The following is a 16,898-nucleotide window of genomic DNA, read 5'->3' as shown; positions in this document are numbered from 1 at the left end:
CCCTTACAACGGCCACCTTCAAAGTCCTACGGTGCCGTCACAAGAACGCTTGCGCTGTCCCCATCCGGAGAAGGGGACGATATGTCAGGCGTATTGTAACCCGAGTCATCCACGCGAGCAAAACCACCATAAAGGTGCCTGTCCCCTTTGTGGTGGATATGGACTCACGGCGAAGCTAGTGGCGAAGTCCCAGCAGCCCGCGGCCGCGATGACGGGCGTCGGCGTGTACTTGAGCGTGCGGGCCGGCGGCTTTGACGGACTCGGGCAGGTGCGAGTACTTCTTCTCGAAGTTCTCCTCGAACATCACCGCCAGGTTGTGCGCGGCCTCGTCATAGCGCGCGGTGCTCTGCCAGTATTGGCGCGGCACCAGGATGCCATCGGGCACGCCGTGGCACGTCGTGGGAATGTCGACGTTAAAGATGTCGTCGTGCACGAACTCGCTGTCCTCGATGGTGCCGTCGAGGGCGCGCGCGACCAGCGAGCGCGTGTAGGCAAGCTCGATGCGATGGCCCACGCCGTAGCCGCCGCCGATCCAGCCGGTGTTGACCAGGTACACGCGCGTGCGGCCGTCGGCAATGCGCTCGCCAAGCATCTTGGCGTAAACCATGGGGTCGAGCGGCATAAACGGCTCGCCGAACAGCGAAGAGAACGTGGGCGTGGGCTCGGTGACGCCGACCTCGGTGCCGGGAATCTTAGCCGTAAAGCCCGTCACAAAGTGGTACATGGCGGCATCGGCCGTCAGGCGTGAGATGGGCGGCAGCACGCCAAAAGCGTCGCAAGTCAGGAACAGCACGACACTTGGAGTGGTGCCCATGCCCTTAGTCCACGCGTTAGGAATGTGCTCCACGGGATAGGCCACGCGCGTGTTGTGCGTGATCGAGATGTCGCCATAGTTGGGCTTGCGGTTATCGTCGAGCACCACGTTTTCGCAAATGGCGCCAAAACGGACGGCGTTGAAGATCTCGGGCTCGTGGAAGGCGTCCAGGCCCTCGCATTTTGCGTAGCAGCCACCCTCAATGTTGAAAATACCCATGTCGGACCAACCGTGCTCGTCGTCGCCGATCAGCAGGCGCGTGGGATTGGCCGAAAGCGTGGTCTTGCCGGTGCCGGACAGGCCAAAGAACACGGCGGTCTCGTGCGTGACGGGATCCATGCTGGCCGAGCAGTGCATGGGCAGCACGTCGTCCTCGACGGGCAGCAGATAGTTCATGACGCTAAAGATCGACTTTTTAATCTCGCCGGAGTAGCCGGTGCCGGCGACCAGAATCACGCGTTCCTGGAAGTTGATGACCACCGCGGCGCTGGAGTTGAGGCCCTTGATGGCGGGGTCGCACTGGTAACCGGGCGCTGCGAGCACGCAGAAGTCGGGCTCGCCGGTGCGCGCGATTTCACGGGCAAGCGGTCGGGCGAGCATCTGCTTAATAAAGAGCGCCTGGCTGGCACGCTCGCAGGCAACGAGCAGTCGACGCGTGTGGTTGCGGTCGGCGCCTGCCATGCCGCGGGTGACGAACACGTCGCGCTCGTTGAGATAGTCGACGATGCCGGCCTTGATGGCCTCATAGCTCTCGACGGACAGCGGGCGGTTGACCGCGCCCCAGGCAATCTTGTCGTGAACATCGGGGGTGTCAACGATAAAGCGATCGTTGGGTGAACGGCCGGTGCGCTCCCCCGTCTCAATCACCAGCGCGCCGTTGGATGCCATGCGGCCTTCTTCGCGGCGGATGGCGTGCTCGACGAGCTCCGCGGCGGGTAGATCGACCAGCAGGCGGGGCTGATTCTCGGCGGGATCTTCGACCAGCGTAATACCAAAGTTGGACAAAACTTCTGCAGGGGTAACACCAGGCATGGGGCCTCCTTTAAAAACGCGACACATGGACGCGGCGCGCACTTTACTCACGTAAAGCCCGTTGTACCCGATATGCAAAAACGTTTTTGCGGCAAGGGTGGCAAGCCCGCCCAACGGTCAAAAATCGCAGGCAAGCGGCCTAGTCATTGGGGACGTTTTTAAACGCCTAGTCATTGGAGACACTCTTGAACAGGCAACATTCAAGGAATGTCCCCGGATGCCGGCACTTAGGGACGTTCCCAAAGTGCCGGCACATAAGGAACGTCCCTAAGTGCCGACTACAGCGGCAGGCCTTGGCCGAGCATGGCTATGGCGCTCATCAGGACCAGCATGCCGGCGGCGTAGGGCAGGACGGCGCCCAGGAGTTCGGCATCCTTACCGCGCACGAGCACGGCGGCAAGACCAATGGCGAGGGTCTGCGGCGAGATCATCTTACCGGCGGCGACGCCCAGGGCGTTCAACGCGACCATCCAGTAGTCGCTCACACCCAGCGCAGTGGCAGCCTGGCTCTGAATGGGGCCAAACAGCATGCCCGAGGACGTGCCCGAGCCGGTCACAAACGCACCGACTGCGCCGATCCACGGAGCCAGAATCGGGTACAGCCCACCGGCGACGGCGATGCAGAACGCGCTGATCGAAGAGATCATGCCCGCATAGCCCATCACCTTGGCACAGCCCAGCACCGAAAGCATCGTGATCACCGTCGGCATCATCTGCTTCACAGTCGCGGCCAGCACCTCGCCCATCATGCGTGGCGAAGCACCCTGAATGGCACCGCCGACAAACGCGGCCAGGAAGATCCAAACACCCGGCGTGTTAATCCACGAAAACGTAAGCGTACCGGGGTTCTCGCCGCAATACACCTGCACGTGGCTTGCAAAGGGCGCAAGCGCGGCATGCACGGCGGGCACCAGGTTGGACGTACCCAGCAGCAGTACAAAAATCAGAATGAAGCACGACCAGGCCGAAAGCGCCGATTTAACGGTGAGCTGTTCGCCGGCCTCGATATTCATATGGAAGCGTGCGTCCAGATGCCCCGACTTCTCGGCACGCATGGCAAGCGCAGCTGTCAGCGCGAGCGAAACGATGGGTCCTACGACCACGGCCAGCTCGGGGCCCACAAACATGGCAACGACCAGAGCCGCGCCGACAAACGACACGCCGGAGAGCAACGCCACGCCGGCAACACCGTGCAGACGCTCGCCCACACTCGCGGCATTGCCCTGGTCATCGGCAACACGGCCCGCAACCAGCACAATAAATAGCGGCATCACCACAAAGAACGGTGCGAGCTGCACCAGCTGAACGGTCGCTAGGTGAAGGGAATCCAAACCCACCAGGTCGGCAACGGACACCGTGGGGATGCCGATGGAGCCGTAGGGCGTGGGCACGCCGTTGGCCAGCAGGCAGATGAGCACGGCAGGCACGGCCTCAAAGCCCAGGCCCGCGAGCATGCCGGCGGGAATGGCGACAGCGGTACCGAAGCCGGCCATGCCCTCCATAAAGCCACCGAAGCACCAAGCCACGAGCAGCGCCAGCAGACGGCGGTCGCTGCTGATGGAGGTGATCATGCTGCCGATCACGTCCATGGCGCCCGTACGAACGCACAGGTTATACGTGAACACCGCGGCGATGATCACCAGGACGATGGGCCACAGAGCCAGAAAAAAACCTTCGAGCGAGGCGGTCGCGATCTGCGCTGCCGACAGGTGCCACCATGCGAAGGCAAGCAAGCACGAAAGGACAAACGATCCGATAGCGGCCTTCCAAGCTGGCCATTTAAAGCACAGCAGCATCACGACCAGCCAAATAATCGGCACAAGAGCCAGTAAGAATGCGGCGACGTCCATAGGTAGAAGCTCCTTGGTACCGCGCAAGCGGCATCGGGGGGGGTCACAAAACTTCAACAGGATACCGCACGTTTACCGACAAATTACAGCCACCCGCCGAAATTATTGAACAACCTGTTCAAAAACATTAATGGACACCACCGCGACTATACTAGAACGCAGCAAGAGAAAGGAATCGCCTTGAGCATCTCGCCCCTCGATAGCATCCGCCGCGCCATCGCCCGCCGCAATGGCGTCGCCGACCCCGCCGTATCGGGCGAGGCGCACGGACAGGGCGGACGCATCGAGAACGGCCTGTTCCCCGCATCGCACACCGCCGAGGAGCTCGCGCGCATCCAAGAGCTGAGCCAGCGTAACGCCGGCGGCCCCGGCAGCAGCCAGGCCACACGCCGTCGCCGCGAGCGCGATTGCCAGCCCGGCCCCATCCACCGCATGGTCAATGCCTGGTGGAACCGCCTGCTCGGAGCCGTCTACGGCGGCGGCTTCTCCACGCAAGAAGCCGAGTACGAAGATCACGCCACCCGTCGCGACTACCTTTGGAATACCCTGGGCACCGCCGTATGGGGTATGGCGTTTCCGCTGCTCACCATTGTGTCCACGCAGCTTGTGGGCGCCGAGGAAGCCGGTAAGTTCTCCATCGCCTTTGTCACCGGCACGCTCATCATGATCGCGTGTAACTACGGCGTGCGCAACTTTCAGGTCTCGGACATCGACGAAAAAACCTCCTTCGGCTCCTACCAGCTCAACCGCTGGCTCTGCGGAGCGCTCGCGCTGGCATGCGGCCTGGTATACAGCAGCGCCCGCGGCTACGATGCGCAGATGGCCACGATCGGCCTGGGCGTCTACCTCTATAAGGTGATCGACGGCATCGCCGACGTGTACGAGGGCCGCCTGCAGCAGGCCGACAAGCTTTATTTGGCCGGCATGAGCCAAACGCTGCGTTCCGCCGGCGTCATCGCGGTCTTTAGCGTGGCACTGTTCCTTACGCGCAGCATGCCCATCGCGGCCATGGCCATGGGCATCGCCGCCATTGCCTCGCTCGTGCTGGTCACCGCCCCGCTCGCCCTGCTCGAGACCGAAAAATCACGCCGCATGAGCCTGCGCGAGGCTGGCCACCTGTTTATCCAGTGCGCTCCGCTTTTTGGTGCGCTGTTCCTGTTTAACCTTATCGAGAGCATGCCCAAGTTCGTGATGGAGGGCGCGCTGGCCTACAAGTATCAGCTGTACTTTAATGCACTGTTCTTTCCGGCGCAGGCCATTTTGTTGAGCATTGGATTTATCTATAAACCGCAGCTCCTGCGTCTATCGAGCATTTGGGCGAATCCGCGCAAGCGTCGTCGCTTTGACCTGATTATTGTTGCCGTTATGGCACTAATCGTGGTCATTACCGGAGCGTGCGCCGCATTTATGGCAGGCCCCGGCATCCCCATCATGAGCTTTATGTACGGCCTTAACTTTGAGCGCTACCGCACGCTGGCGCTGCTAATGGTTGTCGCCGGCGGCGTCACCGCGGCAATCGACTTTATCTACGCCATCATCACGGTGTTGCGCCACGCCGGCGACGTCACCAGGATCTACCTAATCTGCTTCGCCGTAAGCGTGGTGCTGCCGGTGATTCTGATTAAGCTGCTGGGTCTGATGGGCGCCGTGGTGAGCTACCTAGCAATCATGGCCCTACTCCTGGTGCTACTGATTATCGAGTACGCCCACATCCGCCAGCGCATCGAGCGCGACCGCAACCCGTACGGCGCCTAATTAGCTGCCCCCCGGTACCGGAATTTGCGATGGAATCTCCTCGACTAGGGTCTCGTTGTGACAATATGCACCACACAAAACTAAGTGAGTAGACTTTTACCGAATCCTTGACCACGCCAATAATGCACAAGCCTGTGACCTGCGGTTTTATTGAGGCAAATATGTTGGGTGCTCGGCATTTCCAAAAAAGTCTACTCACTTAGCCAGCGGGCAGCCAAATGATTATTTAATCCCCGTCCCAGAAAAATCATTTGATGGGCAGAAGGGCAAAAGTAGTCAAAAAAGCCCCGTCCCAAATTAGCTACCCCTTGTGTAATCATTCGCCAGGAAGAATGTTCGCGTAGAACTCGGCTCCGTCGTCCAGGCGCAGGATCCCTACACGGCCAAACTCGGAGCCCGTGGCGGCGGCGCAGTCGATGTCGATGCGATCGGGAACGCCGGCGGTATCCTCGCCGCCCAGGTGCACAATCTGCCCACGGCCCGACTCCTCATCGAGCCCCGCCAGGCCGCCGACCTCGCAATAACGCCCGAGCGACACCGTGGGCGTGTGGCCGCTCACCACGACCGGGCCCTTGCCCTCGGCAGAGAGAAGCCCCGTCGGCGCATCCCAGTAGCCGTGACGAATCCACAGCAAGTCATCGGACGACTGCACGGCAAGCATCTGCTTCAGCAGTTCGCGATCGGCATCCACCGCCCCCGCACCATCAGCACAATCAACCCCATGTTCAAGCAAAAACGCCCGCGCCGCCTCGGTCTGGATGCCGGCATGCACCAGCAGATACGGACGCTCATCAGTCTCGGCCACCGCATAGAGCGGCAGCGTCGCCATCCAACGCACGAGTTCCTCGTACGCCTCAAATTCCATATCGTTGAGCTGCTGACGGGTAGTCCAACCGCCGTTGATATCCCAGGTCTCGGCATCGAGCGGATCTTGGCCAATGATGGCATCGAGCATAATCTGCTCGTGATTGCCCTTAAGCACGCGAGCGTTGGGCAGCGAGCGCACGAGCTTAATAACGCCAACCGGATCGGGCCCGCGATCGATCATGTCGCCCAGCACATACAGCGTGTCTTCGGACGTCAGCGAAATCTTGGAAAGGGCCTCGTCAAGCGCACGCACGTGCCCGTGAGCATCGGATGTCACATAGATCGCCATGGAACGCCTCTCTTTACATTGCGGCCGAAGCCCGGTGCCGCAACTAAAACTTCAAGTTGAACTTAAACGTTACCCATTGTACTCCGTTGCAATAAAGCTGGAAAGGGTTTCCGAGCAGAGGCAAAGACGGCAGCCGTCTATGACGATATCGCGCACGCCCGCAATCCGCCCCCATAAGCCCACCACCTTTGGGTACAAATAACTGCAGACATCTGACCGTGCCACGCCAACCACCCAGGAGCGGACACTATCCATGAACCAGATTCTTCTCTTTATCGGCCTCGTCATTATTCTGTGCCTGACCATCAAACCCGTCGGAAAAAAGCTCCCCTTCCCCACCCTGCTCATCTTTATCGCGCTGGGCATGCTGCTGGGCGTCAACGGTCCGGCGCACATCGACTTTAGCGACTACGCGCTCACCGAAACCGTCTGCAGCACGGCACTGCTGTTCATCATGTTCTACGGCGGCTTTAACACCAACATCGACCGTGCCAAACCTGTCGCCGTGCCCGCGGTGCTGCTGAGCACGCTCGGCGTCGTCATCACCGCTGGCATCACCGGCGTGTTCGCGCACTTTGTACTAGGCTTCGACTGGATCGGTGGCCTGCTGCTGGGATCGGTCGTGGCATCCACCGACGCGGCCAGCGTCTTTAGCGTGCTGCGCGAGCACAACCTGTCGCTGAGGGGCGGCACCGACTCGCTGCTCGAGGTCGAATCGGGCTCCAACGATCCCGTCGCCTACATGCTCACCGCCGTGCTCGCCACACTCGCGACCGGCGGCGACGTTAACATCCCCGTGCTGCTAGCCAAGCAAATCATTCTAGGCGTGGGCCTGGGCATTGTCATCGGCTGGGCATCGGGCCGTCTGATCGAGCGCGCGCATGCAACAGCCGAGGGCGCGCAGACCATCTTCTTGTTCGCCGCGGCCATCGTCGCCTACGCGCTGCCGAGCTACCTAGGCGGCAACGGCTTTTTGGCCGTGTACCTTGCCGGCATCGTGCTAGGCGCGAGCGACATCACCGGCAAGGTCGAGCTAGCGCACTTCTTTGACACCCTCACCGAGATGGCCGAGATGACCATCTTCTTTTTGCTCGGCCTGCTCGTGACGCCCGCCCGCCTGCCGCAAATGCTGCTGCCGGGCCTGGCACTCATGGCGTTCATGCTCTTCGTGAGCCGCCCCATCGCCGTCGGCATGCTACTGGCGCCCTTTAAGACGAACCCCCGCCAGGTCGCGCTCGTAAGCTGGGCGGGCCTGCGTGGCGCGGCTTCGGTCGTCTTTAGCCTCTTTGCCGTGGTGTCCGGCGTTCCCGGTGGCCACGACCTATTTGACCTGGTGTTTGTGATTGCCGTGTCGAGCATTGTGGTGCAGGGCTCGCTGCTGCCGGCAGTGGCGAAGAAACTCGACATGATCGACGCGGAAGGCGACGTGCGCCGCACCTTTAACGACTACCGCGACGAGGACGGCATGTCGTTCGTCAAGCTCAAGGTGGGAGCTGGACATCCGTTTGCCGGACGCTCGCTTGCCGATATTGGCAGCGCTACGAACATGCTCGTCGTCCTGGTGCTGCGCGACGGCGCTCATCCGATGCTGCCCAACGGCGATACCGTGATCGAGGAAGGCGACCTGTTGGTGATGGCTGCCCCGACATTTGAAGAGCGTGCCGAGGTTACGCTGCGCGAGGTCACCGTGACACCCCACGGCCGCTTAGCTGGACAGCGTCTGCGCGACGTGCCGCAAGGCAAGCACCCCTTTATCGTCGTGATGCTCAAGCGCGACGGCCAAACGATCATCCCCGACGGCAACACCCTCATAAACGCCGGCGACGAAGCCGTCATCGCCACGCTAGCGTCGTAGCCATCCCCACCCATAAGTTGCGGTGAAATAGGGATTGAATAAGCCTCTGAACAGCCATTTCAGTCCCTATTTCACCGCAACTTATTAAGGGGATAGGTTAAAAACATTTGAATTGACACCGAAATGAAAAAAGCCGGGGAAAACGTCCCCGGCACTTGGAAGCCTTCTCTTTTGAGATGACCGACTTCTTTGTATCACGAACGCTAGTTGGATGCCATTCATTGAGGGCTTTATCAGGCGCGCCATCCCATCCACATGGCGCCATTTGAAAGCCGTCCGATCTCATGCTATAAAGAAATCGGTACCCTCCAAAAAGAGGGGCCTCCAAGAGCCGGGGTCTTACCCCCGGCATTTTTTGTGAGCAAAGTCACCGCAACCCCTGCCTTGTCCCTAAGAGGGGCGGGGCAGCCGTCCCGAATTGGCCACTCTTGAGCATCAATCGCCTCGGCTGGGGTCTCGTTGCGGACAATTGGCGTCTCTCAAAACTAAGTGAGTAGACTTTTGTCGAATCGCCGACCACGTCACCAAAGCACAAGTCTGTAACCTGCGGGTTTGTTGAAGCAAATTTGTCGGGTGCTCAGGATTTCCAAAAAAGTCTACTCACTTAGCCAGCGTGCAGTCAAAATAGAACGGTCGCGAGCTCATTAGGCTCCATTGGGACGGCTTATCGTGCATTTTCGCGCAGCTGCGGGTGCAGACGCCCCATCCCATATTAGTTACCTTAGTCATCGTCGACAAAGTCGCGGAGGTCGAGGCCTTCGCGTTCGGCTCGGGCTAGGAGCTCTTGGGGCGACTCGTCCTCGATATCCATCACGTCGAGCATGGCGGCCGGAAAGCCCACGCCGGCTGCACTCCCCGCACGGTCGAGCAGGCTCTCGCGCAACTGATCTACATCGACTTCGATTTTCATGGTGAAACCTCCCGCCAAACCAGGCCCTTACTCGTCAGCGCCAAGCACTTCCACGGCAGCAACAAAAGCCGCAACCTGCTTGTCGTCCATCTGCGCAGCCAAACGCCCCACGGGCTCATCGTAGGCGAACTGCACCTTATCGATAAAGCAATCCCAAGCACGCTCGTCCACACGCACGGCGGCCTCGCAATACTGACTGAGCTTTTTGAGTCCATACCAAAACGCATTCACATGGCGCGCAGGGTCCTCATCCAGCACACCATCGTAGCGACGCTCATTGAACTCGCGCATGCGTGCCACGGCAACCTCGAGCGAGTCGCCGCCATCAGTCGAAGCCTCATCCACAAGCTCGGGAATCGCGACCTCACGCCGAACATCATGCCTGGTAGCGCCGTCGTACTCGCCCACCAGCACGTCTTCGTCAAGCCGAGAATCATAGTCTAAATAGCTCGAGCCCCGGCAAATCCCATGCGGTGAGCCGGAGCCAAACGCACAGAACAACCCGCCGTCGGCAACAACACAACGGTAGGTCTCAAACGACTTCTTAACCTGAACGAGCAGCTCGGAAAGCAAACCGGCATCGCACGCCGTCTCGCACGCAACGCAAGCAGGCTCCGGCAGCCCCGAAGGCTCCACCGTGCTCCCCGCAACGCGGGCGGCGCGCTCGGCCCGATACGCCTGCGCCGCCAAGCGCGCTCGCTGCGCAGCGCCGCGTACGTTGGTAAGTTCACGCCCCAACGCCACGTCACTAGCAACATCGCCAGCCAAATCGCCCGTAAACCCGTCAGCGCGCTGCGACCCCGTCGCACTCAACTCGGACTCAAACGTCGCTGTGATCATGCCCGCAAGGTCCGTCGCATCGGCGGCACAACGCAACTGCTCCAGCTGCGTACACAACAGATCGGCATCTAGGGGCACGGCGTCCACAACACGCACGTCACTCAGGCGCGCCACGTCCTGCAGCACCATAGCCCCCGCGGCATCGTACGCCACACGAACCCTGTCCGCCGTATTGGCTCGCAGCTTTACCTCGATAAACGCAAGTGTCTGCTCCAGACGCGTCTGCAGTTCGGCCTTGTCCTCCATGCGCAAAAAGGCAGCATAGCGGCGCTCCATCCGTAGCGGTCCAACAATGCCCGCCTGCTTGCGAGCGCGTGCAAGCGCGGCGCCCTCAGCACGGCGAACATACCCGTCAACAGCCCGCACGGCAGACTCGCGCGCAGCGTGCTCAGCAGCCTCGACGCCCCTAAGCACACCCAACAGCTCGCGGGAGCGCGCCTTGCGTACCAGCTCCCCGCGATCGTACTGCTCAAGCGCCGTCTGACGCTTGCCTACCGACTCAAAGCCAAACAGCTCGTCGAGCAACTCACCAACAGAACGCTCATCTGCCACGGCAGGCCTCCTCACGCACTACGGACCAACGCTCCCGCGGGCCCGCGCACGCAAGCCCGCTCGCCCGCACCACTACAAATCCAGCGCCTTCTTCGCGGCGTCGACCGGGTCGCCATCCATGTAGAACACCGGGCTCAACCCCGAAATAATCTCAGAAGAAACACTCTGCAGGCCCGCGATAGCGCTCAGCGGCAAAATCACGCGCTTGGCACCGGCGTTTTTGGCCACGCGCATAATGTCCTCGAGCCCGCGGATCTCGTCCATAGAGCCCGACATGCGCAAGATTCCCGGAATCGCCAGCGCAGGCATCACCGGGCGGTTGCACGCCGCAGAGCAAAGTCCCACAAACTCGGCGAGCGAAACTTCCTCGGACAGGCCCTTGCTCTGCAGGTCGTTGTAGAACAGCAGGTAATCCTTGGAGCCAATGTGCATGCCCGGCGCCACGCGGTTCGCCAGGTTCACAAAGTTGTCGAACGCGGCCTCCAGCGTATCGCGCACCGGCTTGTTAAAGGCCACGCCCTCGTGCTTAAACTTGCACTCGCCGGCAACCGCCTTATTCTCCAGCTTGTACACGGCAACCTCGCCGCCCTGCGACCTGCCCACGCCAAACACGTGGCCGGACAGCAGCGGCCCGTCGGGAATCAGCGTGTCCTCGCTCTGCTCGGGCACGCGCACCACGTGCACGTCCTGCGGGTTGTCGGCATCCATATAGCCCAGGTTAACGTCGATAAACTCGACGCCCGCCATAATCTTGAGCTGTTCCTTTACGCGGCGACGGCCCTCGATGGCGTAGTCCAGCAGCCAGCGCACGTCGTCCTTATCCATGGCCTCGTCGGGGAACAGCAGCTTGGCCAGACCGCTAAAGGTCTTGCGCACGGCGATCTCGTCACGCTTGTTAAAGTCGCTGTTAAAGCGGAAATACCTGTCGATATGGTGCGTAAAGTCCTTGCGGCGCATCTCTTTGCAAAATTCCGACAGGCAGTCGGTGATCAGGCCGTAATGCCCAGTCAGCAGGCTCGAGCGCATCTTGGGAATCTCCCAGCCCGGCAGGTAATAGTGAATACGGTCAAAGAAGGCCGAATCGTTGTTAAACTCCGGAGGGAACGGATCAAACAGGTGCGTGGTCTTAAGGACGTTTTGCACGGTATCGTTGATGTTGCCCTCAAAGACCATGGAGGCATCGGCGTTGATCTGGTCGCGGCCGCGCGCGTAGCTGCCACTCGCCATGTAGTCCTTCATGATCTGCACGGCATTGGTGTCCTTAAAACGCATGCCGGCAACCTCGTCAAACGTCACGCAGTCCCAGTGGCCCACCAAGCCCACGCGGTCGGCGCGCATGGAGTTCATGCGGCCGAACAGGTTGGCCGTGGTGGTCTGGCCGCCAGAGAGCAAGATGGCGTATGGCGAGACCTCTTTGTAGATATGGCTCTTGCCGGTGCCGCGGGGACCCAGCTCGCACAGGTTGTAGTTGCGCTCGATGAGCGGCACCATGCGCTCGATAAAGTGCAGGCGCTCTTTCTCGGAAAGTTCGCTGGGCTCATAGCCAGCGGAGCGCAGCAGCATGTTGAGCCACTCGTCGCGCGAGAAATACTGGCGCTCGTCAATCATGGCATCCAGGTCCAGATTGGGCATCTGGATGGGCGTGAGCGACGCCACGCTAAACGGAGAGTCCTCGGGTCCGCGCTTTTTGCGCTTGGCCTTGGAGCGGCGCGGTGCATCGTCGCCAAAGACCTCCATGCCAAACTCGTCTTCCTCATCCAAGGGGTGACGATACTCGATGCTCATGATGCACCAAATGCCACCCTGCAGAATCTTGGAATAGTCGCGCACGTACTCGGCAGGCATCACAAACGGCTCGATGGTCAGGTTGGCAAACGACGCCACGTAGATGTCTTTGTACTCGTCGAGCTTGGCCGTCACCTTATCGATGATGGTAAAGCGGCCCAACTCGCGAATCTTGGACTTAATGCGCTCGGACTCGTCGGGACGCACGTAGTTATCGGTGAGGATCCTGCGAATGCGGTCCAAACCCTCTGCCACGGCATCCTCGTCGTCGGTTGAGCAGTACATGCCCAGCAGGTACTCCAGCACAAAGGTGGGCACGTTGGCGCCGCGCTTCATAAGGGCCGTCAGGTCCTTGCGCACGATCTTGCCAGCAAAGTGCTCGAGCAGCTTGCCGTCCAGGCCATCCATGTCGTAGCCGTCGTCCTCGGGGGCCTCGGCCGTAGCCCGGTCATAGCCATCGGTCGAGGATTCGTCCTCGGCGGGCACCGCAGCCTCAACGGGCGCGGCAGCAACCGGCTCCGGGGCAGGCGCAACAGCCTCAGCCGCCGGGGCCTCCACAGGCGCCGCAGCCGCCGCAGGCACCACACCCTCCGCAGGCACATCCACATCAATCGAGGGAACTTCCCACAGACCGTCGTCATGGCTATCAAACATAGGGCACACTCCTAAAAACCAAAGTCAGCAACAGGGGCAAACGAAACGGCAATGGTATACGTCTCGCGCCAAACGATCTTGCCCGTCTCGCGCTCGCGGCAGACCAGATAGTACGGACCCTTTGCCGAGAATCCATCCGCCGCGCGCAGCGCAAACTTGGCATGCACTACGCGCTCCTGCGAATTAACAGAAGTCTTGTTAGCATGCGCCTTGACCGTATCGCTCACCTCGTTGCCGCTTGCATCGGTAAACACCAGCTCGTATTCGCACGGCAAGACCTTGCCTTGGGCTGGTTCTTCCTGGATCAAGTTGAGCGAGAAGAGCGAGTTGGTCACCCGGCGCCCCTCACTTAGCACGCGCAACGTCGCCGCGCGCGTGTCGACAAAGTCCTTGGAACCCGAGCGCGCACGCCAAAATCCAATAACGGGAACGCAAAGCTCCTGCAGGCTCATGCCGCCGTGGACGTAGTTGTTAGTACCACCGGGACGCTTGAAGTGCACGTTCTCGCGCGGGGCAAACCCCTCAAAGCCGGCACCCAAACGTCCCATGTCAACATTAACAAACACCTCGCGTACCTCGTCCGAAAGCTTGGCCACGGCCTCGTTGGGCACCACCAGATGACGCTTGCCGTGCATGACGGGAGCGTCAAGGAAGGGAAGATCTGGCTTGCCGAGCATCTGACACTCGCTGAGCTCCCGGCGCGCGTAGATAAAGCCGTGATCCGCCGTTATAACAACACGCGCGCCCGGGGCGTCGGTGCACACGCGGCGCGCCAACGCGGCAAGCTCCTCTACGGTGTCCGTACAGGCATCGAAGACGTCATCCTGCGTAGCGGCCTTCTCGCCCGTGGCATCAATCTTGTTGTGATAGAGGTAGACAAGTCTTGAGCCCTTGAGCATCGCCTTGCGCTCGGTTCCCGCCATGTTGAGGTATGTACTCGAGCGCAAAGCGCGGGCTGTAGGCTCAACGTGGGCAAGCACGGCCTCGCGCTGCGGAGTCGTCGCAGTGGGCATGTCGTCAGCCAACACAAACGCGCCATCCTCTGCAAGCTCAAGCACCTGGTGCGGCAGCAGCGCAGGCATGCCCACCTCGGTAATGGAGGGAAAGACCGCCTGCATGCTAGATACCTTGACGTTGCCGCCGCGTTCGCGCTCGAGCAGCGCCGCAACGTCGCGGGCAACCTCATAGCGCAGCGCATCGCTCACGATAACGACCGTTGTTTTGGCAGAGCCCACAAAGGCGGGTAGCACATGCCAGTAAAACTCATCCTGCCGTGCGGGACCATCGATGCAGCCGCAATCGGCCCACTCCCCTTGCGCAGCAGCCGCCCAGCAGGCATTGGCATCCGCCAAGAACCAGTTGCTGTAGAGATTCTCCGCCCAGTCCGCCACGGCGCGGGCAGGTTCCTCGAGCGCATCGCACTCGACGGAGCGTGCCCGCAGATACGCGGTGCACATATGGCGATAGGCAGCGTCCATGGCATACCATTCGGACGTATAGGCATCCCACACCTGCTGGGACTGCGCCAGATGGAACCCACCCGCGTGCGTCTGCCTAAACGCGCACATATCGGCCACAGTGACAAGCAGGTCAAAGTAGCTCTCGACACGACGGTACCAGCTTAGGTCGCAACGGCGCGCAGCAAAGGCACGCGCATCCTCAACACGGTCTGCACCTTGCGCAAACGAGCAGAACAGCTGCGAGAGCACAACCTCGTTGACGCACGGGAACACATCAAGCGAAGCCAGCGCATCGATCGGCAGGGTCTCGAACCGTGCAAAGAGCCCGCGGGCATCCTCAACTAAACGACAAATCTCAAATAGGTCCTCGCTCGATGCCCGGGCATCGGCGGCCTGGTCCCACGTACGCACCGCCTCAAGGCAATAGGGGCCGTAGGCGGGAGCCATATAGTTTTCGAGCCCCTTGAGCGCTCCCTCGGGAAGCGCGGTAGACGCCGCTGTAAGGAGCGCATGGGATGAAAGCATAAGCAATGAGTCGCGCTCATACAGCGGCCCCTCAAACCCATAGCAGCGAAGCATAAAGGCAGAGAGCACATCGCGCACGCAGTACTTGTCCATCAACTCGGCCAGCGCCTCGGGACCCTCGTGCAGCAGCATGGTCATACAGCCACGCAGCACAAACGCGGGACGCGCGTCACCAAGCTCTTTACCGCCAAAAATCACCGTAAGGATGCCGAGTTCGATATCGGATGCGCCCGAGGCATGCGGAACACACGCGGCAAACTTAGCGCAGCGGGACTTGGCGACAAAGAACGCCTTGTGCGCTCGCAGGCTCTCGCGCACGGCATCGATATTCTCGATACCCAGTTGATCGGCCAAAAGCGAAAGATAATCAGCTTGAAACCGGTCAGCATACAGCTCAACATCGGCAAGCCAATCGCCCTCAAGCCTGCCGCGCGGGCAACGGCGATACAGCAAGATATCGCTCACAAGGTCATCGCGGTTGACGAGTTTCTTGACGGCAAACATGCGGCCCTCGCAGGCCTCAACAAACCGAACCGGGCGCTCAAAGTCACCGTGAGCGGGCATAACGCCGCCATCGGCCCCCGCACCGTCGAAACCCACGGCAGCCAATCGCTCAAACTCAGGGGCAAACTCGCCGTCCGCATCGTGCCAAACCACCACACGACGCGGCACGCATGAGGGCAACGGCTGCAAAAACCGCAGCTTGAGCTGTTCTTCTACATCGATCTTGGGCATGAATATCCTTACCGTATCTGCAGTTACTTAATCTTTGCCAGCACATCCTGAAACTTGGCGTAGTTGACCTTGACGCCGTCATCCAGGTCGATCTTAATCATCTGGTCTGCCAAGTGGTGCAGCTTCTCCTCGAAGGCAATAGTCTCTTTGAGCTGGTCGTTGAGCTTTTTGACGCGCTTGTCCAGACGCACGCGCTCGCCGCGCTCGGCATCGGCAAGGGCATCGTTGGCATAGCCGATCTGGGCGCGGTAGCGTTCTTGCTGCCCATGCACATAGTCGGTGCGAATGCGAGCCAGCAGGTCGGGCTGATAGCGATGCATGTAAACAAGGCACTTAAAGCCGTTCTTTTTGCCACTGTCGAACAGCCAGTAGATGGGACGCTTCTTGTAGGTCTGGCAGTGGTCCTTAAAGAAGTCCTTCAAAAAGTAGGTGCGGATTACCTCGCGCGAGGTACCCTTGCTGCCGAGTGCCTCGGCAATAAAGGCCAGGTTCTGCTCAAGCGCCTCCTCGCCATACACGGTGCGCACAAAGTCGATAAAGTAGCGCACGATGTCGTCGTCAAAGTACTCGTCATCGGTAATGGGCAGCACGTTATCGCTATCGGGCATAAAGGTCACATGATCAGAGTTGGGCATCTTGGCCAGATAGTCATCGACTGTGGCGCCCTGATCGGCCAGGACCAGCCCGTCCACATCCAGCGAATAGCGGCCAAACATGCAGCCCACGGCATAGCTTATGAGCGAGGTGATCTCATCGCGCTTAGTGCGCACGTATTTGTTGCCCTTATAGCTCTCGGGGATCTCATCGGCGGTATCAAAGATGCGCGCTACCGAAACGTACTTATCCTCGACCTCGATGGGCACCTCGCCCTCCATGTTGTGGTAATGTCGAGAAAGTTGGTGTAGCGCCCGATCCGAAGTGAGTCGGCCCGGCGTCCTGGAATCTGGAATACGGTTGATATCCTATGCCGCCTCG

The 16,898-nt window shown here is 60.4% G+C and carries 10 protein-coding genes; 2 read left to right on the top strand and 8 right to left on the bottom strand.

Translation table 11 applies throughout. From position 1 onward, the window contains the following. Window positions 1-175: 175 nt before the first annotated feature. The gene (pckA, locus tag ARB25_RS05715; RefSeq protein ID WP_172676330.1) at window positions 176-1,846 is read right to left on the bottom strand and encodes a phosphoenolpyruvate carboxykinase (ATP); all 1,671 of its coding nucleotides are present in this window, start codon (window positions 1,844-1,846) and stop codon (window positions 176-178) included. Window positions 1,847-2,124: 278 nt separating this feature from the next. Then, a complete protein-coding gene (locus ARB25_RS05710) occupies window positions 2,125-3,696 on the bottom strand; it encodes an L-lactate permease (protein WP_055286511.1) in 1,572 nt (523 codons plus the stop codon). A 180-nt stretch (window positions 3,697-3,876) separates the two neighbouring features. Between ARB25_RS05710 and ARB25_RS05705 the strand changes: the two genes are divergently transcribed. Further along, entirely contained in the window at window positions 3,877-5,451 is a 1,575-nt protein-coding gene (locus ARB25_RS05705) for a lipopolysaccharide biosynthesis protein (RefSeq protein WP_366223327.1), read from the top strand. A gap of 316 nt (window positions 5,452-5,767) precedes the next feature. On the opposite strand, the gene ARB25_RS05700 is transcribed toward ARB25_RS05705, so the two are convergent. Continuing rightward, on the bottom strand, window positions 5,768-6,607 hold the full coding sequence (locus tag ARB25_RS05700; protein ID WP_055286509.1) for a metallophosphoesterase family protein: 840 nt from the start codon (window positions 6,605-6,607) through the stop codon (window positions 5,768-5,770). Window positions 6,608-6,860: 253 nt separating this feature from the next. On the opposite strand from ARB25_RS05700, the gene ARB25_RS05695 reads away from it, so the two are divergent. Then, a complete protein-coding gene (locus tag ARB25_RS05695) occupies window positions 6,861-8,462 on the top strand; it encodes a potassium/proton antiporter (RefSeq protein WP_055286507.1) in 1,602 nt (533 codons plus the stop codon). A 721-nt stretch (window positions 8,463-9,183) separates the two neighbouring features. Here the strand turns inward: ARB25_RS05695 and ARB25_RS05690 are convergent. The 5 genes from ARB25_RS05690 to ARB25_RS05670 all read right to left on the bottom strand — a co-directional run bounded on the left by ARB25_RS05690 (window position 9,184) and on the right by ARB25_RS05670 (window position 16,786). Further along, entirely contained in the window at window positions 9,184-9,372 is a 189-nt protein-coding gene (locus ARB25_RS05690; protein WP_055286506.1) for a hypothetical protein, read from the bottom strand. A gap of 27 nt (window positions 9,373-9,399) precedes the next feature. Beyond that, window positions 9,400-10,764, bottom strand: a complete 1,365-nt coding sequence (locus ARB25_RS05685) for a hypothetical protein (RefSeq protein ID WP_055286504.1) — start codon at window positions 10,762-10,764, stop codon at window positions 9,400-9,402. Between the two features lie 72 nt (window positions 10,765-10,836). Next, window positions 10,837-13,203 carry a protease Lon-related BREX system protein BrxL gene (gene brxL, locus ARB25_RS05680; protein WP_172676329.1) on the bottom strand — a complete coding sequence of 789 codons (2,367 nt, stop codon included), beginning with the start codon at window positions 13,201-13,203 and terminating at the stop codon, window positions 10,837-10,839. Between the two features lie 11 nt (window positions 13,204-13,214). Continuing rightward, on the bottom strand, window positions 13,215-15,923 hold the full coding sequence (gene pglZ, locus ARB25_RS05675) for a BREX-1 system phosphatase PglZ type A (protein ID WP_055286502.1): 2,709 nt from the start codon (window positions 15,921-15,923) through the stop codon (window positions 13,215-13,217). A 23-nt stretch (window positions 15,924-15,946) separates the two neighbouring features. Then, entirely contained in the window at window positions 15,947-16,786 is an 840-nt protein-coding gene (locus ARB25_RS05670) for a BREX-1 system adenine-specific DNA-methyltransferase PglX (protein WP_253276060.1), read from the bottom strand. Window positions 16,787-16,898 lie beyond the last annotated feature (112 nt).

This window comes from Collinsella aerofaciens (assembly GCF_001405375.1).
GTDB lineage: Bacteria > Actinomycetota > Coriobacteriia > Coriobacteriales > Coriobacteriaceae > Collinsella > Collinsella aerofaciens_F.
The sequence above is the reverse complement of the archived record's forward strand: the minus strand, read 5'-3'. Positions and strand labels throughout refer to the sequence as shown.

Coding starts and splice junctions, on each gene's coding strand:
- pckA (WP_172676330.1), bottom strand. CDS start 1,846: ATGCCTGGTGTTACCCCTGCAGAAGTTTTGTCCAACTTTGGTATTACG.
- ARB25_RS05700 (WP_055286509.1), bottom strand. CDS start 6,607: ATGGCGATCTATGTGACATCCGATGCTCACGGGCACGTGCGTGCGCTT.
- ARB25_RS05710 (WP_055286511.1), bottom strand. CDS start 3,696: ATGGACGTCGCCGCATTCTTACTGGCTCTTGTGCCGATTATTTGGCTG.
- ARB25_RS05695 (WP_055286507.1), top strand. CDS start 6,861: ATGAACCAGATTCTTCTCTTTATCGGCCTCGTCATTATTCTGTGCCTG.
- pglZ (WP_055286502.1), bottom strand. CDS start 15,923: ATGCCCAAGATCGATGTAGAAGAACAGCTCAAGCTGCGGTTTTTGCAG.
- brxL (WP_172676329.1), bottom strand. CDS start 13,203: ATGTTTGATAGCCATGACGACGGTCTGTGGGAAGTTCCCTCGATTGAT.
- ARB25_RS05690 (WP_055286506.1), bottom strand. CDS start 9,372: ATGAAAATCGAAGTCGATGTAGATCAGTTGCGCGAGAGCCTGCTCGAC.